The sequence below is a fragment of the Agrococcus versicolor genome, assembly GCF_039531815.1.
In the GTDB taxonomy this organism is placed as follows: Bacteria; Actinomycetota; Actinomycetes; order Actinomycetales; family Microbacteriaceae; genus Agrococcus; species Agrococcus versicolor.
Genome location: NZ_BAAAQT010000008.1, coordinates 110,866 through 132,001 on the forward strand (window position 1 = coordinate 110,866; position 21,136 = coordinate 132,001).

General features: G+C 75.5%; 4 protein-coding genes. 1 reads left to right on the plus strand and 3 read right to left on the minus strand.

Features of this window, described 5'->3' with window-relative positions:
• Positions 1 to 58 precede the first annotated feature (58 nt).
• A complete protein-coding gene (gene efeO / locus ABD249_RS13015; protein ID WP_344344248.1) occupies positions 59 to 1,312 on the minus strand; it encodes an iron uptake system protein EfeO in 1,254 nt (417 codons plus the stop codon).
• A complete protein-coding gene (efeU, locus tag ABD249_RS13020) occupies positions 1,309 to 2,166 on the minus strand; it encodes an iron uptake transporter permease EfeU (protein WP_344344250.1) in 858 nt (285 codons plus the stop codon). Before efeU ends, efeO begins: the two co-directional genes overlap by 4 nt.
• Before the next feature lie 70 nt (positions 2,167 to 2,236).
• On the opposite strand from efeU, the gene efeB reads away from it, so the two are divergent.
• On the plus strand, positions 2,237 to 3,520 hold the full coding sequence (gene efeB, locus ABD249_RS13025; protein WP_344344251.1) for an iron uptake transporter deferrochelatase/peroxidase subunit: 1,284 nt from the start codon (positions 2,237 to 2,239) through the stop codon (positions 3,518 to 3,520).
• Between the two features lie 90 nt (positions 3,521 to 3,610).
• Here efeB and ABD249_RS13030 read toward each other — a convergent pair whose 3' ends face one another.
• Positions 3,611 to 21,070 carry a CshA/CshB family fibrillar adhesin-related protein gene (locus tag ABD249_RS13030; RefSeq protein WP_344344253.1) on the minus strand — a complete coding sequence of 5,820 codons (17,460 nt, stop codon included), beginning with the start codon at positions 21,068 to 21,070 and terminating at the stop codon, positions 3,611 to 3,613.
• Positions 21,071 to 21,136 lie beyond the last annotated feature (66 nt).

Below are 21,136 nucleotides of genomic sequence, written 5' to 3' on the forward strand. Positions count from 1 at the left end.
GCCGAGAGCCACGCGCCGAAAGACCCCGCGCCCCGCGCCCGACGATCGGACTTCCGCGCTACTCCACGATGGTGGCCGTGAGCTGCGACAGCGGCTCGGCGAGCGCGTTGAGCTGCGCCGCGAGCGCGTTCCGCTCGGCATCGGTCACCGTCTCGTAGGAGACGAAGCCCGCGTCGAACGATCCGTAGGTCGCGAGCAGCGACGTCATCGCGTCGAACTCGAGCTCGAGGTCGTCGGCGAGCGCCGCGCCCTCGTCCGACGCCTCCGCGAGCGACCGGACGGACTCGAACGCCACCTGCGCACCCTCGACGTTCGCGAGGAAGTCGTAGAGGTCGGTGTGCGAGAACTCGTCCTCCTCGCCGGGCAGCTTGCCGTCCGGCGCGGCGATCTCATCGAGCAGGCCGACGGCGCCGTTCGAGATGTCCGAGACCGACAGCGTGAAGTCGTCCGAGAACACGAGGTCGTACAGCGACTGCACGTCGGCCACGAGCCGATCCGCGACGGCGGCGCGACCGGCAGCGTCGAGCGGGGCGAAGACGGCACGGCCTTCGGGGTCGACGAGGTCGAGGTAGGCGAGCTCGGCGCCCGCGGCATCCACGTACGTCTCGCCCGCGTAGCTCGCCAGCGCCTCGTCGAGCCAGAGGTCGAGCTCGATGCGGTGGAAGCCCGTGAACTCGTCGAGCTCGGCGACGGCGCCGGGCAGGCGGTAGTCGATCGCCGGGTCGAGATCGCCGAACTGCTCGGCCGTCGGCTCGATGCGCTCGTAGTACTGCCGCGCGAGCGGGAAGAGACGCCTGGCCTCGTCGTCGTCGCCCGCGACGTACGCGTCGGTGAAGGCGCCGACGGCGGTGACGAGCTCGCTCGCCTGCGACTTCGTGTACGCGACGTATGCGTCGATCGCATCCTGGTCGTCGGCGTCGACGGCGATCTCGTCGCCGGACACCGTGAACTCGGCGACGCCCTGCGGCTGTCCCACCATGCCGGGTCGGCACGCCGTGTAGTACGTGCCCGGCTGCAGCTGCACGCGCAGCGCGACCGGCTGGCCGTCGTTCGCGAGGTTCTCGCGCTCGGCGACGATCTGCAGCCGGTCGTCGGCGAAGATCTCGAACTCGTCGATCTGCGTGCCGGAGTTCACGATCGCGAACTCGACGGTGCCCGAGGTCGCCTCGGCCACCGCGACGTCGCACGTGCCGTCGCCGATCGCGACGTCGATCGCGACGGCGTCGGGATCGTTCGGCACGCAGCCGGCGAGGCCGACGCCCACGGCGGCGGCGAGCGCCGCGGCGAGGATGCGCTGGGTGGGACGGGTCATGCGTGCTCCTGGGTGCTGGGGGTGAGGTCGGGCGCGGGTGTCGCGGGTGCGCGGCGGGTCGCGATGCGCAGGAAGACGACGAGCGCGGGCACGACGTACCCCCACCACGCGACGACCTGCAGCCACGTCGGCTCGGACGTGTAGCCCACGAGGCCGAAGAGCAGGGCACCGAGCACCGAGCCGTGCTCGGAGAGGATCGCCTCGAGGCTGTACGCGATCGACGATGCGCCGGGCAGCACGCCCGCCTCCTGCAGGTCGCCGACGCCGTAGGCGAGCACGCCCGCCGCGACGACGACGAGGATCGCGCCGGTGACGGTGAAGAAGCGGCCGAGATGGAGGCGCAGGGCACCGCGGTAGACGAGCCAGCCCAGCACGACGGCGACGGCGATGCCCGCGGTCGCCGCGAGCGTCGCCTGGCCGACGCCGCCGGCCGCGTCGACCGTGGCCCAGATGAAGAGCGTCGTCTCGACGCCCTCGCGGATCACGGCGAGCGCCGCGACGAGCACGAGCGCGAGGCCGCCGCTCGCGAGCGCGGCCCCCACCTTCGCGACGACCTCGGCACGCATGCCGCGGGCCGTGCGCGCCATCCACACGGTCATCCAGGTGATCAGGACGACGGCGACGATGGAGAGGATGCCGCCGAGCAGCTCCTGCCCCTGGAAGGACAGGCCGTACGGACCCCAGGTGAGCAGAGCGCCGAGCGCGACGGTGCCCGCGACGGCGAGACCTACGCCGAGCCACACGCGCGGCAGCAGGTCGCGGCGGTCGGCGCGCACGAGGGTCGCGACGATGATGCCCACGACGAGCGACGCCTCGAGCCCCTCGCGCAGGCCGATGAGGAAGTTCACGAACACGGGGTGCTCCGGTCGACGGATGCGGTCGCAGCGGATGCACGACCTCCAGGTAAGGCTAGGCTCACCTCACGTGAGAACGTACACGCACTCCGGCGCCGAGGACGACGGGCGATCGACCGGGGCACGCGGCCTCTCGCGTCGTGGCATGCTCGGGCTGCTCGGCGCCGGCGGCGCCGGCCTCGCGCTCGGCGGCATCGGAGGCGCGACCGCGGCGTCGGCCGTCGTGCGCGGCGAGCGCGCAGCACGCTCGCACCCCTTCCACGGCGCCCACCAGCAGGGCGTGACGACGCCGGCCCCCGATGCGCTCGTGCTGGCGAGCCTCGACATGGTCGAGGGTGCGACCGTCGACGACCTGCGCGAGCTGCTCGCCGACTGGACGTACGCGGCGTCACGGCTGTCGCAGGGCCTCGAGGTCGCCGAGGACGGCGCCGCCGGCACGAGTCCCGAGGCGCCGCCGCCCGACTCCGGCGAGGCGCTGGGGCTCGACGCCGCCGGCCTCACGATCACGATCGGCGTCGGCCCGAGCCTCTTCGACGACCGGTTCGGCCTCGAGGACCGCAGGCCGACGGCCCTCGTCGACCTGCCGCTCTTCGCCGGCGACCTGCTCGAGGCGGCCCGCTGCGGTGGCGACCTCTGCATCCAGGCGTGCGCCGCCGACTCGCAGGTGGCCCTGCACGCCGTGCGCAACCTCATGCGCATCGCCTTCGGCCGAGCGCAGGTGCGCTGGCTGCAGACCGGCTTCACGCATGCGGAGGGCAGCGCCGAGCGCGCGATGACGCCCCGCAACCTCCTCGGCTTCAAGGACGGCAGCGCCAACCTGCGCGTCGACGACCCCGAGCATCTCGCCGAGCACGTGTGGGTCGGCGACGACGACCAGGCGTGGCTCGCGGGCGGCACCTACCTGGTCGCCAGACGCATCCGCATGACCGTGGAGTCCTGGGACCGCACGCGGCTGCGCGAGCAGGAGCGCGTCATCGGCCGCACGAAGCTCGAGGGCGCTCCCCTGACGGGCGGTGCCGAGCGCGACGACGTCGACCTCGACGCGACCGACGACACCGGGCAGCCGGCGATGGATGCCAACGCCCACGTGCGGTTGGCGCACCCGTCGGTCACGGGCACGCGCATCCTGCGCCGACCGTTCAACTACGTCGACGGCGTGACGAGCGTGGGGCAGCTGGATGCCGGCCTCGTGTTCCTGTCGTTCCAGCGCGACCCGGAGCAGTTCGTGACGATCCAGCGCTCGATGCGCACCGACCTGCTGAACGAGTACATCCGCCATGTCGGATCGGCGGTCTTCGCGATCCTGCCCGGCATCGCCGAGGGCGAGTCGCTCGGCGATCGTCTGCTCGCCTGACGCCCTCGCTCGGCGCCGCGGACGACGTGCGAGGGGCTCGAGGGCGCATCACCCTCGAGCACGCGCTCGCGTGCAGTCCGCGACGCCCGATCAGCCTCGGCGGCGACGCCCCATGAGCAGGCCCGCCGCGATCGCGAGCAGCGCCGCGAGGAGCAGCCACGTCGCGAGCTGCGCACCCGTGCGCGGCAGGTCGACGCCCGGTGTCGTGCCGTCGTCGCCACCCACGGCGGGCGGGGCGCTCGGCGACGTCGGCGGCACGCTCGGATCCACCGGCGGCACGCTCGGGTCGACCGGCGGCACGCTCGGGTCCACCGGCGGCACGCTCGGGTCGACCGGGCCGGCCTCGTAGGCGATGCGGATCTCGCCCGCGACGCTCGTGCCCTCGGCATCCACGCCCGTCCACTCGACGGGCGTCGGGTCGCCGACGAAGCCCGCCTCGGGCGTGAAGGTGATGCGTCCCGTGGCCGTGTCGACGGTCCAGACGCCCTCGCCCGCCACGACGAGGCGCGTGACCTGCGCCCCGAGCGGGTCGAGGATGCGGACGGATGCGCCCACGAGGCCGGGGGCGACCGTGGCCGGGTCGACCGTCACGGGCGTGCCGGCCGGTGCGACCACGACGATGTCGGCGACGATCTCCGTCGCGCCCTCGGTGACCTCCGGCGCGTAGCGGCCGGAGGCGAGGGTGCCGTTGGCGTCGGCGACGCGGTAGGCGACGCCCACCGCGGTGCCGACGAAGCCCGCCGCGGGGGTGAAGACGATGCGGCCGTCGACGAGGGCGTACGTGCCCTCGCCGCCGACGACCACGATCGTCGCCGGCTCGCCCGCCGCATCCAGCAGCGTCAGCGTCGAGGGCACGAGCGGCACCTCGTCGTCGCCGGCGAGGTCGTTCGCGAGCGGGTCGACCGACTGCGTCGTGCGCTCGGCGCCCGTCGTCGTGTCGTCGATCGCGCGCGGCACGACGGCGGTCAGCGTCGCGCGGGCCGTGCTCGTCGCCGTGGTGCCGTTCGCGTCGGCGACGACGTATGCGACGGGGGGCGTCGTGCTCGCGTAGCCGGCGAGCGGCGTGAAGACGAGCACGGGGGCGGCCGGGTCGGTGCGATCGACCGTCCACGTGCCCGCACCCTCGACGACGATCGACGCGACGACCGCGCCGGTGCCGTCGACCAGCTGCAGGCTCGCGGCGTCGAGCGGCACGTCCGGGTCGCCGGCGACGTCGTTCGCGAGCACGTCCACCGTCACGGGAGCGCCCTGGCGTCCCGTGCCGAGGTCGCCGTTCGCGATCGGTGCGATGGCGCCGATGGTCGCGCCGACCGTCGACGTCGCCGTCGTGCCGTTCACGTCGGCGATGCGGTAGTCGACGCGCGCCGCGACGCCGTCGAACGAGGGCAGCGGCGTGAAGACCACGACGGGGCCGTCCTCGCCCGAGCGGTCGATCGACCACGTGCCCTCGCCGTCGACGACGAGCGACGCGACCGCGGCGCCCGAGGCGTCGAGCAGCGTGAGCGAGGCCTCGTCGAGCGGCACCGTCGGGTCGCCGGCGGCGTCGTTCGCGAGCACGTCGACGCGCACGGCGGCACCCTGGCGGGCGGCACCCGAGTCGGGGGTGGCGATCGGCGTCACCGCGTCGACGGTCGCCGCGACGGTCGCGGAGGCACGGGTGCCGTTGGCGTCGGCGACGACGTAGGTCACGGGCGTGGCCTCCCCCGTGAACGACGGCAGCGGCGTGAAGACGAGCACGGGCGCGCGCAGGTCGGAGCGGTCGATCGTCCACGTGCCCTCGCGGTCGACGACGAGCGTGTCGACCGAGGCGCCTGCGGCGTCGAGCAGGGCGAGCGTCGCCGGCGCGAGCGGCACGGCGGGGTCCCCGGGGGCGTCGTTGACGAGCGGCGCGATCCGCACGGGCGAGCCCTGCAGCGCCGATCCCTCGTCGCCGGTCGCGACGGGCGTCACGGGCGTGACGTTCGCGATGACGATCGCCGCGGTCGCCCACGTGCCGTTGACGTCGGCGACGGCGTACTCGACGACGGCCGTGCCGACGAACGTCGGGTCGGAGGCGAAGACGATGCGCGGGGTCGTGCCGGCACGATCGATCGTCCAGCGACCGACGCCGGGGACGTCGAGCTCCTCGACGCGCTCGCCCGCGGCGTCGAGCAGGGTGAGCGAGCCGGGCACGAGCGCGACGCCGGGGGCACCGGGCACGTCGTTCGCGAGCGGGGCGACGGCGACGGTCGCGCCCTGGCGCGCCGTGCCCTCGTCGTCGCGTGCGATGGGCGTCACGGGCGTGATGGCGACGGTCACCGTCGACGAGACCGTCGTGCCGTTGGCGTCGGCGACGCGGTAGGCCACGGGGTCCGGCGTGCCGGCGAAGGCCGGAATGGGCGTGAAGACGACGCGCGGCGCGAGGGCGTCCGAGCGGTCGACGGACCACGTGCCCTGCTCGACGACGATCTCGGCGACCGCGGCCCCCGCGGCGTCGACGAGCGTGAGCGTCGACGGCACGAGCGGGACGTCGGGGTGCCCGGCGCCGTCGTTCGACAGCACGGCGACCGAGGCGGGCGCGCCCTGGCGTGCGGAGCCCGAGTCGGCGGTCGCGATCGGCGCGACGGGCGTCGCGGTCGGCGTGAATCGCGCCTCGGCCGTCGTGCCGTTGGCGTCGGAGACGCGATAGTCGACGCCATCGGCGGGTCCCGAGAAGCCCGCGACGGGCGTGAACACGATGCGCGGCGCATCCGGGATGCGCGCGTCGATCGCGTACGAGCCCTGCCCCGCGACCATGACGACGTCGACCGCGCGGCCGGCGGCGTCGAGCAGCACGAGGGTGGCGGGCACGAGCGGCACGGCGACGCTGCCCGCGACGTCGTTCGCGAGCGGTGCGACGGAGATCGGCGCGCCCTGGCGTGCCGTCGCCACGTCGTCGACCGCGTCGGGCACGACGGGCGCGACGTCGACGACGAGCTGCGCCGTCGTGGGCGTGCCGTTGGCGTCGAGCACGCGGTACGCGACGGGGGTCGTCTCGCCGCGGAAGCCGGCTGCCGGCTCGAGGACGATCGTCGGCGACGCGGGGACCGTGCGGTCGATGCGCCACGTGCCCTCGCCGTCGACGAACAGGCGGTCGACCGGCTCGTCGCCGTCGAGCAGCGTCAGCGTCGCAGCGGCGAGCGGCACGTCCGGGTGACCGGGCACGTCGTTCGCGAGCACGTCGATCGACGTGGGCACGCCCTGCTCGGTGCCGCCGAGGTCGTCGGCCGCGACCGGCGACACGGGCGTGACGGTGATGGCGATCGTGGCGGATGCGCGGGTGCCGTTCGCGTCGCGGACGACGTAGCCGATGGCGGCGGTGCCCGTGAAGGTCGCGACGGGCGCGAAGGTCACGGTCGGCGCGGTCGGCGTCGACCGGTCGATGCTCCACGTACCGACGCCGGGCACGACGAGCTCGTCGGCCACCGGCTCGTCGCCGTCGAGGAGCACGAGGGTCGTGGCGTCGAGCGGCACGTCGCCGAGGCCTGCGAGGTCGTTGCCGAGCGGCGCCACCGTGGCGGTCGCACCCTGGCGGATCGCGGCGGCATCGGCGACGGCGACGGGCTCGACGCCCGTGATCGTCGCGGTGACGGTCGCCTCGTCGGTCGTGCCGTTCGCGTCGGCGACGCGGTAGGTCACGGCGTCGGCGACGCCTGCGAAGGCCGCCTCGGGCGTGAAGACGATGCGCGGGCCGCCCTCGGTCGTCGCGTCGATCGCGTACGTGCCCTGCCCGGGGATCGTCACGCGGTCCGTCGGCTCGCCGGCCGCATCCAGCAGGGTGAGGGTCGCGGCGTCGAGCGGCACGTCGGGGTGCCCGACGACGTCGTTCGCGAGCGGGACGACGGATGCCGGGGCACCCTGGCGGGCTGCGACGGCGTCGTCGATCGCGTTGGGGACGACGGGCGCGAGCGTCGCGGCGGCCGTCGAGGTCGCGGGCGTGCCGTTGGCGTCGAGGACGCGGTAGGTCACGGACGAGCGGGCGGCGAACGACGGCAGAGGCTCGAAGGCGAGCACGGGCGCGACGCCCGCGGCGTGGACGACGGTCCAGGTGCCCTCGCCGTCGACGACGAGCTCGTCGGTCGGTGCGCCGGCGGCGTCGAGCAGGACGAGCGAGTCGCGGTCGAGCGGCACCGCGGCGTCGCCGGCGTCGTCGTTCGCGGTCGCGTCGATCGTCACGGTCGCGCCCTGGCGTGCCGTGCCGGCGTCGGGCTGCGCGATCGGCGTCACGGCGCCGATGGTCGCGGATGCGGTCGCGGCGTCGGTCGTGCCGTTCGCGTCGGCGATGCGGTAGGCGACGCTCGACTGCCCCGAGAAGGTCGGCAGCGGCGCGAAGACGAGCACGGGCGCGTCCACGTCCGTGCGGTCGACGCTCCAGGTGCCCTGGCCGCCGACGAGCAGCACGTCGACCGCGACGCCCGCGGCGTCGAGCAGCGTGAGGCTCGCGGCGACGATCGGCACGTCGGGGTGGCCCGGCAGGTCGTCGGCGACGACGTCGATCGTGACCGGCGCACCCTGGCGCGCGGCCCCGGCGTCGTCGGTGGCGATGGGCGTGACGGCATCGATCGTGACGTCGACGACGGCCGTGGCCGCCGTGCCGTTCGCGTCGCGGACGCGGTAGGCGACGGTGGTCGCATCGCCCGTGAACGTCGGCACGGTGGCGAGCACGAGGAAGGGTCCGCCCTCGGCGTCCAGGTCGACGGTCCAGGTGCCCTCTCCGGCGATCTCGAGCTCGGTGACGGGCGCGCCGGTCGCGTCGAGCAGCGTGAGGGTCGACGGGTCGAGCGGCACCTCCGCGAGGCCGGCGTCGTCGTTCGCGAGCACCGCGATCCGCACGACCCCGCCCTGGAGGCCGGTGGCGGCGTCGGGGTCGGCGACGGGCGTCACGGCGGTGAGCGTCGGCGTGAAGGTCGCCGTCGCGATCGTGCCGTTCGCATCGGCCACGCCGTACGTCACGGGGGTCGCGACGCCCACGAAGGAGGCGGCGGGCGTGAAGACGATGCGGGGCGCGTCGGCGTTCGAGACGTCGATCGCGTAGGTGCCGGCGGCGACCGTGACGGTGCCGTCGGGCGCGGCGCCGACGAGCCGCAGCGTGCTGGGCACGAGCGGCACGTCGGCGTCGCCCGCGGCATCATTGACGAGCGGTGCGACGTCGACGCGGGCGCCCTGGCGGCCGGTGGCGACGTCGTCGCGGGCGACGGGCGTCACGGCGACGACGACGGCGGTGACGGTCGACGACGCGATCGTGCCGTTGGCGTCGGCGACGCGGTAGCGCACGGCGTCCGCGGTGCCGGCGAAGGCGGGCTCCGGCGTGAAGACGACGACCGGGTCGCCGCCCTCCGCACGCTCGATCGCGTAGGTGCCCTGACCGACGATCGCGAGGGTCGCCTGCGGCACGCCGTCGGCGTCGAGCAGCTCGAGGGTCGCGGGGTCGAGCGGCACGCCGGCGTCGCCGGCCGTGTCGTTCGCGAGCGGGGCGACGGATGCCGGCGCGCCCTGGCGCGAGCGGGCGACGTCCGCGACGGCGACGGGCGTCACGGGCGTGATGACGGCGGTCGCGGTCGTCGTGGCGATCGTGCCGTTCGCATCCGCGACGCGGTAGTCGACCGTGGAGGTGCCTGCGAACGTCGGCAGCGGCACGAAGACGAGGACGGGAGCGCCGGAGCCGCTCCGGTCGACGCTCCAGGTGCCCTGGCTCGCGACGACGAGCTCGTCGTCCTCGGCGCCGACGATCTCGAGCGTGTCGGGCGCCAGCGGCACCTGCGGGTCGCCGGCGCGGTCGTCGTCGAGCACGTCGAGCGTCACGCTCGCGCCCTGACGGGCCTCGCCGGCGTCGGCGACCGCGATCGGGGTCACGGGCGCGATCGTCGCGACGACGAGCGCGGTCGCGAGCGTGCCGTTGGCGTCGGCGACCTGGTAGCGCACGGCATCGGGCGTGCCGACGTACGTCGGCACGGGCGCGAAGGCCACGCGCGGCGCGACGAGGTTCGCACGGTCGATCGACCACGTGCCCTGGCCCTCGACCGCGATGGTCTCGACGGGGGCGCCCGCGGCGTCGACGAGCGTGAGCGTGTCGCGCTCGAGCGGCACGTCGGGGTCGCCCGCGGCGTCGTTCGTCAGCACGGCGACGGATGCGGTCGCTCCCTGGCGAGCCGAGGCGACGTCGTCGGCGGCGACGGGGGTCACGGCCACGAGCGTCGCGGTCGCGGTCGAGCTCGCGGACGTGCCGTTCGCGTCGGCGACGCGGTAGGCGACGGTCGAGGCGCCGACGAAGGTCGGCAGCGGCGAGAACACGAGCACGGGCGCGTCCTCGACGCGGCGGTCGACGCGCCAGGTGCCCTGGCCGTCGATCACGAGCTCGTCGACGGCGACGACGCCGTCGAGCAGCGTGAGCGTCTCGGGGGCGAGCGGCACGTCGACGATGCCGGCGCGGTCATCGGCGACGGCGTCGATCGTGACGGTCGCGCCCTGGCGCGCCTGCGCGGCATCCGGGTTCGCCACCGGGGTGACGGCGCCGATGGTCGGGGTGACGGTCGCGGTCGTCGTCGTGCCGTTGGCGTCGGCGACCCGGTACGTCACGGGCGTGGCCTCGGCGGCGAACGAAGCGATCGGCGCGAAGACGACGCGCGGCGCGCTCGGGGTCGACGCGTCGACGCGGTACGTGCCCTGACCGGGGATCGTCACGGTGGCGGCGGGTGCGCCTGCAGCATCCAGCAGCGTCAGCGTCTCGGGCGCGAGCGGCACCTGCGGGTCGCCGACGCGGTCGTTGGCGAGCACCGCCACGGATGCCTCGGCACCCTGGCGGGCGGAGGCGACGTCGTCGACCGCGACGGGCGTCACGGCGTCGATCGTCACGGTGACCGTCGAGGTGGCACGGGTGCCGTTGGCGTCGGCGACGTCGTACGCGACGACGGGCACCGGGCCTGCGAAGGTCGGCACCGGCGTGAAGACGATGCGGGGCGTCGCGGCGATCGATCGGTCGATCGTCCACGTGCCCTCGGCGACGACGAGCTCCTCGACGAGGGCGTCGTCCGCTCCGACGAGGCGGAGGGTCGCGGGGTCGAGGGCGACGGCGGGGTCGCCGGCGACGTCGTTCGCGAGGACCGCGAGCGACACGGACGCGCCCTGCCTCGCGCTGCCCGAGTCGGGCGAGGCGACGGGCGTCACGCCCACGAGCGTCGGCGTGAACGTCGACGTCGCGGCCGTGCCGTTGGCGTCGGCGATGCGGTAGCCGGCGGGCGTCGCGGGCCCGACGAGGCTCGCCGAGGGGGTGAAGACGATGCGCGGCGCGTCCTCGATCGTGCGATCGATGGCGTACGAGCCGTCGGCGACGACGAGGACGTCGACCGCGACGCCCGCGGCGTCGACCAGCGTCAGCGTCGCGGGGACGAGCGGCACGTCCGGGTGGCCCTGGACGTCGTTCGCGAGCGGCGCGACCGACACGGTCGAGCCCTGGCGTCCGGAGGCGGCGTCGGCGTTCGCGACCGGGGTGACGGCCGTGAGCGTCGCGGCGACCGTCGACGTCGCGGTGGTGCCGTTCGCGTCGGCGACGCGGTAGCGGACGGCGTCGGCGGGGCCGACGAACGTCGGCTCGGGCGTGAAGACGATGCGCGGCGCGCCATCGCCGTCGCGCTCGATGGCGTACGTGCCCTGCCCGGGGATGCGCACGGCGTCGACGGCGAGCTCGCCGTCGAGCAGCGTGAGCGTCGTGGCGTCGAGGGGCACGTCGACGTCGCCTGCGGCGTCGTTCGCGAGCGGCTCGACGACCACCCGCGCGCCCTGGCGGGCGGTCGCGGCGTCGGCGGCGGCCGTGGGCGTGACGGCGACGAGCGTCGGCGTGGCCAGCGCGGTCGCCGTCGTGCCGTTCGCGTCGGCGACGCGGTAGCGCACGGCGACGGCGGTGCCGACGAACGAGGCGTCGGGCGTGAAGGTCACGACGGGCGTCGCGCCCGAGGCGTCGATCGCGTACGTGCCGCCGTCGACCACGACCCGGTCCACCACGGCGTCGTCGGCCCCGAGCAGCACGAGCGAGCCGGGCACGAGGGGCACGGCGGCGTCGCCGGCGGCGTCGTTGGCGAGCACGGGCATCGCGACGACGGCGCCCTGGCGCGCGGAGCCGGCATCGGGACGCGCGGTGGGCGTCACGCCCGCGATGGTGGGCGTGAAGGTGGCGCTCGTGACGGTGCCGTTGGCGTCGGCGACCCGGTAGGTCACGGCCGTGGCGACGCCGACGAACGTCGGCAGCGGGGTGAAGACGATGCGCGGGGCCGCCTGCGAGCGGTCTATGGCGTACGTGCCCTGACCGCTGACCACGACCTCGTCGACGGGCGCGTCGTCGTCGAGCAGCACGAGGCTCTCGGCGTCGAGCGGCACGTCGGGGTGCCCCGCGTCGTCGTTCGCGAGCGGGGCGACCTCGGCGGGCGCGCCCTGGCGCGCGGTCGCGAAGTCGGGGTCGGCATCCGGCAGCACGGGCGCGATCGTCGCGGTGATCGTGGCGGTGGCGAGCGTGCCGTTGCCGTCGCGGACGCCGTAGCGGATGGTGGCGTCGCCGGTGAAGGTGCGCTCGGGCGCGAAGGTGACGCGCGGCGCCGCGAGGTCGGTGCGGTCGACGCTCCACGTGCCGACGCCTGCGACGGCGAGCTCGTCGCCGACGGGCTGCCCGTCGGCGTCGAGGAGGGTGAACGTCGCGCCGTCGAGCGGCACGTCGGCGAGGCCCGCGACGTCGTTGGCGAGCGGCGAGACCGTCACCGACGCGCCCTGGCGGGCGGCGCCGCCGTCGGCGGCGGCGACCGGCTCGACGCCGGCGATCGTCGGCGTGAAGGTCGACGACGTGGTCGTGCCGTTGCCGTCGGCGACGCGATAGGTCACGGGGGCAGCCGTGCCGACGAACGTCGCCTCGGGCGTGAAGACGATCGTGGGCACGCCGGCGACGGACGTCAGCGCGTACGAGCCGCCGGCGACGGCGACGGTCGCGGCGGGGGCGCCCGCGGCGTCGAGCAGCGTGAGCGTCGTCGCGTCGAGCGGCACGTCGGGGTGGCCGGCGACGTCGTTGGCGAGAGGGGCGACGAATGCCGGGGCACCCTGGCGCGCGGCGGCCTGGTCGGGCGCCGCGACGGGCGTCACGGCCTCCAGCATCGCGACGGCGCGGTTGGTCGCGCGCGTGCCGTTCGCGTCGAGGACGGCGTAGTCGACGCCGGTGGCGCGACCCGCGAACGACGGCAGCGGCGTGAAGACGAGCACGGGCGCGTCGACGATCGTGCGGTCGACCGTCCAGGTGCCGCGCTCGGCGACCTCGAGCCGGTCGACGCTCTGGCCGGCGCCGTCGAGCAGGGTGAGCGACGACGGCACGAGCGGCACGTCCGGGTGGCCGGGCAGGTCGTTCGCGAGCGCGTCGATGACGACGGCGAGGCCCTGGCGCTCCGACTCGCGGTCGCGCACCGCGACGGGCGTCACGGCGGTGAGGGTCGGCGTGAAGGTCGACGAGACGGCGGTGCCGTTGGCGTCGGCGACGCGGTAGGCGACGGGCGTCGCGGGGCCGGTCAGGCTCGGTGCGGGCGTGAAGACGATGCGCGGCGCGGCGGCGTCGCTCGCGTCGATCTCGTAGCGGCCGCCGTCGACGACGACCTGCGTCGCGGGCGCGCCGGCGGCGTCGAGCAGCACGAGGGTGCCGGGCACGAGCGGCACGTCGGGGTCGCCGGCGCGGTCGTTCGCGAGCGGCGCGACCGAGACGGGCGCACCCTGGCGCGCCGAGGCCTCGTCGGCCGTCGCGACCGGCGTCACGCCGCCGAGCACGGCGGTGACGATCGCGGTGGCGGGGGTGCCGTTGGCGTCGAGGACGCGGTAGCCGACGGGCACGGTGGTGCCGACGAACGTCGACCGCGGCGTGAGGACGAGCACGGGGGCGGTCGCGATGCTGCGGTCGACGCGCCAGGTGCCCTCCGCGACGACGAGCTCGTCGGTCGCGGCGCCCTGGCCGTCGAGCAGCGCGAGCGTGGATGCGTCGAGCGGCACCTCGGCGTCGCCGGCCTGGTCGTTGGCGAGGGCGTCGATCGTCACGGTCGCGCCCTGGCGTGCGGACGCGGTGTCGTCCTCCGCCGTGGGGGTGACGGCGTCGATCGTCGGCGTGACGGTCGCGGTGGTCGTCGTGCCGTTGGCGTCGGCGACGCGGTAGGTCACGCCGGTCGCGGTGCCGGTGAACGACGGGATGGGCGTGAAGACGACGCGCGGCGCCGTCGGCGTCGCGCGGTCGATCGCGTACGTGCCCTGGCCGTCGATCACGACGGTCGCGGCAGGCTGGCCGTCGGTGCCGAGCAGGGTGAGGGTCGCGGGGTCGAGCGCGACCGCCGCGTCGCCGCGGGCATCGTTGGCGAGCACCGCGACGGATGCCGAGGCACCCTGGCGGCCCGAGGCGACGTCGTTGGCGGCGAGCGGCGTGACGGGTGCGATGGCGGCGACGGCCGTCGACGTCGCGGCCGTGCCGTTGGCGTCGAGCACGCGGTAGGGCACCGCGGTCGTCAGGCCGGAGAACGACGGGATGGGCGTGAAGACGAGCACGGGGGTCTCGCCCGCGCGGTCGACCGACCAGGTGCCCTCGCCGTCGACGGTCAGCGCGTCGACGGCTGCGCCGTCCGCGTCGACGAGCGCGAGGGTGTCGAGCGCGAGCGGCACGTCGGCGTCGCCGGGCTCGTCGTTCGCGAGCGCGTCGATCGTGACGGGCGCGCCCTGGCGTCCGTCGCCGGCGTCGGGCGCGGCGATCGGCGTCACGGCCTCGAGGGTCGCGCGGGCGGTGGCGTCGGCCGGGGTGCCGTTGGCGTCGCGCACGCGGTAGTCGACGGCGGCCGTGCCGACGAAGGCCGGCAGCGACGCGAAGACGAGGCGGGGTCCGTCCTCGCCGTCCTCCACGGTCCAGGTGCCCTGACCGGCGACCTCGAGGGTCAGGACCTCGGCGTCGCCGTCGAGGAGGACGAGGGTCGCGGGGTCGAGCGGCACCTCGGCGTCGCCCGGCGCGTCGTTCGCGAGCGCGTCGATCGTGACGGTCGCGCCCTGGCGCGCGGTGCCCGCGTCGTCGGTGGCGAGGGGCAGCACGGCGCCGATCGTCGCGGTCGCGGTGGAGGTGGCCTGCGTGCCGTTGGCGTCGAGCACGCGGTACGGCACGGCCGTCGCGATGCCGGCGAAGGCGGGCGCGGGCGTGAAGACGAGCACGGGGGCGTCCTCGTCGGCGCGGTCCACGGTCCACGTGCCCTGGCCGGCGACGACGACGCTGTCGGTCGGCTGGCCGTCGGCGCCGACGAGCGCGAGGCTCGTCCCGTCGAGCGGCACGTCCGCGTCGCCGGGGGCGTCGTTGGCGAGCGCGTCGATCGTCGCGGCCGCGCCCTGGCGGGCCGAGCCGGCGTCGGGACGCGCGATGGGCGTCACGGCGCCGATGGTCGCGACGACGAGGGCGGTCGTCGTCGTGCCGTTCTCGTCGGCGACGCGGTAGCGCGCGGCCGGGGCCTCGCCCGAGAAGCTCGGCTGCGGCGTGAAGACGATGCGCGGCGTCGCGCCGGAGGCGTCGACGGCGTACGTGCCGCCCTCGACCTCGACGGCGGCGACCGGGGCGCCGTCAGCGTCGAGCAGCGTCAGCGACGTCGGGTCGAGCGGCACGTCGGCGTCGCCGACGAGGTCGTTGGCGAGCGGGTCGACGGAGGCGCGGGCACCCTGGCGGGCGCTGGCGACGTCGTCGACGGCGACGGGCGTGACGCCGACGATCGTCGGCGTGACGGTCGCGGTCGCGGTCGTGCCGTTGGCGTCGGCCACGCGGTACCGCACGGCGTCGGGCGTGCCGACGAACGTCGCGTCGGGCGTGAACACGACGCGCGGCGCGGCGGCGACGCTCGTGTCGAGCGTGTAGGTGCCGCCGTCGACGGCGACCGACGCGGCCGGCTGGCCGGCGGCGTCGAGCAGGGTGACGGACGCCGGGTCGAGCGGCACGTCGGCGTCGCCCGCCGCGTCGTTGGCGAGGACGGCGACGGATGCGGGGGCGCCCTGACGTGCGCTCGCGACGTCGTCGGCCGCCGTCGGGGTGACGCCGCCGATCGTCGGCGTCACGGTCGCGGTCGCTCGCGTGCCGTTCGCGTCGGCGACGCGGTAGGTCGCGGGCGTCGCGACGCCGACGAACGTCGGCACCGGCGTGAACACGATGCGTGGCGCATCCGCGTCCCCGCGGTCGACCGCGTAGGTGCCCTGGCCGGCGATGACCAGCTCGTCCACGGTCGCGCCCTCGGCGTCGAGCAGCGTGACCGATCCGGGCACGAGCGGCACGGCCGCGTCGCCGGCGGCGTCGTTCGCGAGCACGTCGACCGAGACGGGCGCACCCTGTCGGGCCGAGCCCTCGTCGGCGGCCGCCGTGGGCACGACGGGCGTGAGCGTGGGCGTGAGGGTCGAGGTCGTCACGGTGCCGTTGGCGTCGGCGACGCGGTACGTCGCGGGCGTCGCGGTGCCCGAGAACGTGAGCACGGGCGTGAAGACGAGCACGGGCGAGGCCGGCGTCGAGCGATCGACGCGGTAGACGCCCTGGCCGGGCACGACGAGCAGGTCGACGGCCGCGCCGCCGGCGTCGACGAGGGCGAGCGTCGGGCGCGCGAGGGGCACGGCGACGTCGCCCGCGACGTCGTTGGCGACGACGTCGACGCGCACCGACGCACCCTGGCGCGCGGTCGCGACGTCGGGCTGCGCGACGGGGGTCACGGCGGCGACCGTCACGAGGATGCGCGCGGTCGCGGTCGTGCCGTTCGCGTCCGAGACGCGATACGGCACGGCCGTCGCGGGCCCGACGAAGCCGGGCACGGGCGTGAAGACGACGAGGGCTCGGCCGTCGTCGCGGATCGTGACGGCGTAGGTGCCCTCGTTCGCGACCGTGCGCTGGGCGACGGGCGCCCCGCTCGCCGACAGCAGCGCGAGGGTGCCGTCGACGAGCGGCACGGCGGCGTCGCCGGCGGCGTCGTTGGCGGTCGGCAGGATGGCGACGGCGCCGCCCTGGCGCGTCGCGGCTGCGTCGTCGGCGGCCGTGGGCGTGACGGGCGCGATGGTCGCGGTCACGATCGCGTCGTCCGTCGTGCCGTTGGCGTCGGCGATGCGGTAGCCGACGGGCGTGGCCGCGCCGGTGAACGTCGGCAGCGGGGTGAGCACGATGCGGGGCTGGGTGGGCTCGGAGCGGTCGATGGACCACGTGCCCTGGCCTGCGACCGTGACGCTCGTCGTCGGCTGCCCGGCGGCGTCGAGGAGGCGCAGCGAGGCGGGGTCGAGCGGGACGCCGGCGTCGCCGGGCGCGTCGTTGCCGAGCACGGCGACCGAGGCGGGCGCACCCTGGCGGGCCGATGCCACGTCGTCCTCGGCCCTGGGCGTGACGGGCGTGATCGTCGGCGTGATCGTCGCGGTCGCGACGGTGCCGTTCGCGTCCTGCACCCGGTAGGTGGCCGGGTTCGCGGCCCCGGTGAACGTCGGCAGCGGCGTGAAGCGCACGAGCGGCGAGGTCGGCGTCGTGCGGTCGACGCGGTACGTGCCCTGCCCGGCGACGACGAGCTCGTCGACCGCGCTGCCGTTCGCGCCCAGGAGCGCGAGGGTCGTGGGCTGCAGCGGGCGACGTGCGTCGCCCGCGGCGTCGTTGGCGAGCGGCGCGATCGTGACGGCGGCACCCTGGCGCGCGGAGCCGACGTCGGCGGTCGCGACGGGCGTCACGGCCGTGAGCGTGGGCGTGACCGTAGCGATGGTCGTCGTGCCGTTCGCGTCGGCGACGCGGTACTGCACGGCCGTGGCCGTGCCGACGAACGTGAGGGCCGGCGTGAAGACGACGCGCGGCGCCGTCGGCGTCGAGCGGTCGATCGCGTAGACGCCCTGGCCCGCGATCGTCACCTGGTCGGTGGCCTGCCCCGTGCTCGACAGCAGCGTGAGGGTCCCGGGTGCGAGCGGGACGGCGGCGTTGCCGGGCGCGTCGTTCGCGAGCGGTGCGACGGACACGGCGAGGCCCTGGATGCCGGTCGCGGCGTCGTTCGCGGCGACGGGCGTGACGCGCGCGAAGGTGGGCGCGTAGGTCGACGTCGCGGTCGTGCCGTTGGCGTCGGCGACGCGGTACGTCGCGGTCGCCGGCGTGCCGACGAACGCACGGTCGGGCGTGAACGTGATGGTGGTGCCCGAGAGGGCGTACGTGCCACCGGCGACGGCGAGCGACGTCACGGGCGCGCCCTGGCCGTCGAGCAGCGTCAGCGTGCCCGGCACGAGGGGCACGCCGGGGTTGCCGGGCTGGTCGTTCGCGAGCGGCTGCGTGGACTGCGCGACGCCCTGCGGGCCCGTGGTGGTGTCGGGCTGCGGCGCGGGGTTCACGGCCGTGACGGTGACGGCGAGGGTCGTGCGGCGGTGGTTGCCCTGCTGGTCCTCGACGTCGTAGGTCACGGGCGTCGCCGCGCCCCGGAAGGCGGGCAGCGGCGTGAAGAGGATGCGCCCCGCGTCGACGCGGTACGTGCCCTGGCCGGCGACGACGAGCTGCGCGACGAGCTGGCCCGTGGCGGGATCGACGAGGCGGAGGCTCGCCGGCACGACGTCGGCGCCGTCGTTCGCGAGCACGGCGATCGTCTGCGGCAGTCCCTGGGGACCCGTGGATGCGTCGGGGCTCACGCCGGTCTGCACCGTCGCGGTCCACGTCGCGGTCGTCGTCGTGCCGTTCGCGTCGGCGACGCGGTAGGGCACGGACGTCGCGACGCCCGTGAAGCCCGGGAGCGGCTGGAAGGTCAGCTGGCCGTCGACGACGCGCCACGTGCCCTGGTTCGCGATCGTGAGCTCCACGACGGCGGTCGAGCCGGAGAGCAGCGTCAGCGTCGCACGGCTCAGGGGCACGGCGGCGTCGCCGGCCACGTCGTTCGCGAGGGGGTCGATGCGCTGGAGCGCGCCCTGCGCGCCCTGCGACACGTCGTTGGCCGCCGTGGGCGTCACGCGCGTCGTCGTGGCCGCGTACGTCGAGGTCGCCGTCGTGCCGTTGGCGTTCGCGATGCGGTACGTCGCGCTCGGCGCCGTGCCCACGAAGGCGGCCGTCGGGGTGAAGACGAGCGAGGAGCCGCTCACGGCGTAGGTGCCGCCGGCGACCGCGACGGTCGTGACGGGCTGGCCCTGCGCGTTCAGCAGCGTGAGGCTCCCCCGGTCGAGGGCGATGCCCGCGTTGCCCGAGGAGTCGTTGGCGAAGGGGTCGACGGTCTGGGCGACGCCCTGCGGGCCCGAGGTGGCATCCGCGTTCGCGACGGGGACGACGGGCGTGACGACGACGGAGATCGTCGCCTGCACCGTGGCGCCGGCGGTGGTCGCGACGCGGTAGTCGAGCTGCGTCGCGGCGCCGGTGAAGCCGGCGACGGGCGTGAAGACGATGGTGGAGCCCCGCACGGCGTACGTGCCCTGGCCCTGCACGACGTACGTCGTCGCCGAGGCGCCGGTCGTCGGGTCGACGATGCGCAGCGTCGCGGCATCGAGCGTCACGCCCTGCGCGCCGTCGTTCGCGAGGACGGCGATGGTCTGGGCGACGCCCTGCGCGCCCGTGCTCGCGTCGTCGACGGCGACCTGCGTCACGGTCGGGGTGTAGCGAGCGGTCGCCGTCACGCCGCGCGAGTCGGCGACCTGGTAGCGCACGCCGGATGCCTGGCCCACGAAGTCGGCCAGCGGCGCGAAGGCGATCGCCCCGGTGGTGGCGTTGACCGTGTACGTGCCCTGGCCCGCGACGACGAGGGTCGTCACGAGGCTCGTGCCGTCGACGATCCGCACCGTCGAGGGCTGGAGGGGCACGGATGCGACGCCGCGGACGTCGTTGCCGAGCACGGCCGCCGTCTGCGTCGAGCCCTGCGTGCCCGTCGTGACGTCGTCGTTGGCGGCGGGCGCGGGCGGCGCGGTGACCGAGACGGCGATCGTCGCCGTCGTGGCCCTGCCGGCCTCGTCCGAGACGCGGTAGGTCACCGGGGTCGTCGTGCCGACGAAGCCCGCGGCGGGCGTGAAGGTGACGGCGCCGGTCGTCGCGTTCACGACGTAGCGTCCCTGCTCGGTGTCGAGGGTCGTGACCCACGTCGATCCGGAGCGCAGCTCGACGCTGCCGGGACGGAAGGGCAGCCCGCCGGTCGTGTCGTTCTCGAGCACGGGCACGGTCGTGGCCGTCTCGAACGGCGTCGTGCGCGCGTCGTTCGACGCGACCGGCTGCGGAGCGGTGACGACGAGCGCGTGGTCCTCGACCTCGCCGCGCAGGGCGACGCCCGTGGGGTTCGCGACCATCGCGGCCGTCGTGCCGATGCGCAGGCGCATGACCGTGGGCGTCGCGCTGGTCGAGGAGGCGACGTCGTCGGTCACGGTCCAGGCGAGCGCGACCGTGCCGCCCGTGCCGCAGCTGCCGGACGCGCGCTCGTCGGCATCGAACGTGCCGCTGCGGTCGAAGTCGATCCACCCGGCGACGAGTCCGCCGGCGGTGGCGGCGGTGCACGAGAAGGTGCCGGGCAGCGACTGCCGCGGCGTGAGCGTGAGCTGCGTGCCCGAGGCCTGCGCATCCTCGTCGTCGAGGCCGTCCTGGTCGTCGCCGAGCGCGGTGGGGCTCGAGAGCGGGGCGAGCTCGGCGTCGACGAGCCCGCCGAGGCGCGGCGTCGACTGCGTCTGCTGCGCGACGGCGAAGCCCGTGTCGTTGACGCGGGTCGGCGTCGTGCTCGTGCCGATCGTGCCGCCGGAGAAGGTGTTCGAGAGCGCGTGCGCCGCCGTGCCGAGGCCCGCGGGTGCGTCGCTGTGGTCGAAGCCGGCCATGACGCCGAGCGCGATGCCCTGGCGGCCGCCGCCGTAGACCTCGACGCCCGTCGCGCTCGTCGCGCCATCCATGTACGCGACGGCGACGTTGCTGCCGGAGCCGCACTCGCCGGTCGAGGCGAGCGTGAGCTGGTTGCCGGTCGTGCGCGTCGCGAGCACCGACTGCGCGGTGCACGCGGCGCCGCGTCCGGTCTCGAGGATGCGCCACGTCGCGCCCGCCGGGATGGTCGCGCGGATGTACTCGTTGCTGTTGGTGCTCTCCGCGTCGGCCATGACGAGGCCGTCGAGCGGGAAGGCCGCGCCGCCGAGCGTCGCGGAGCAGGACACGTCGAATCGGACGGTCGTCGCGTCCTGCGTGTAGAGGCCGATGGCGCCTGCGCCGCCGTAGAGGTCGTCGAGGTAGTCGCCGCTGTAGCCGCCGGGCGTGTAGGGCGTGAGCCAGTTGCCGCCGGCGTTGCCGCGCAGGCGCGTGAGCGACGAGAGCGAGCACGTGACGGCGAGCTGCTGGCCCTGCACCGTCGCGGTGGTCGTGCGCGTCGTGGTGCTCGTGTTCGAGATCGTGCCCCAGTCCATCCACAGGATGGAGTCGGCGTACTGGCCGGGCCCGCCCGTCGCGTAGGCGGCCTCCGCCTCGGTCGGCGGCGCCACGAGCGGTGCGGCGAGCACGCCCACCAGCACCGCGACGAGTCCGACGAGGAGGCCGTGCCGCAGCTTGCTGGGGCGCTGACGGCGTGCGAGCACGATGGTGGGACCTCTCGGAGGGCATGAAGCCAGGCGATTGCGCGGAGCGCAGAGATGCACCGACAG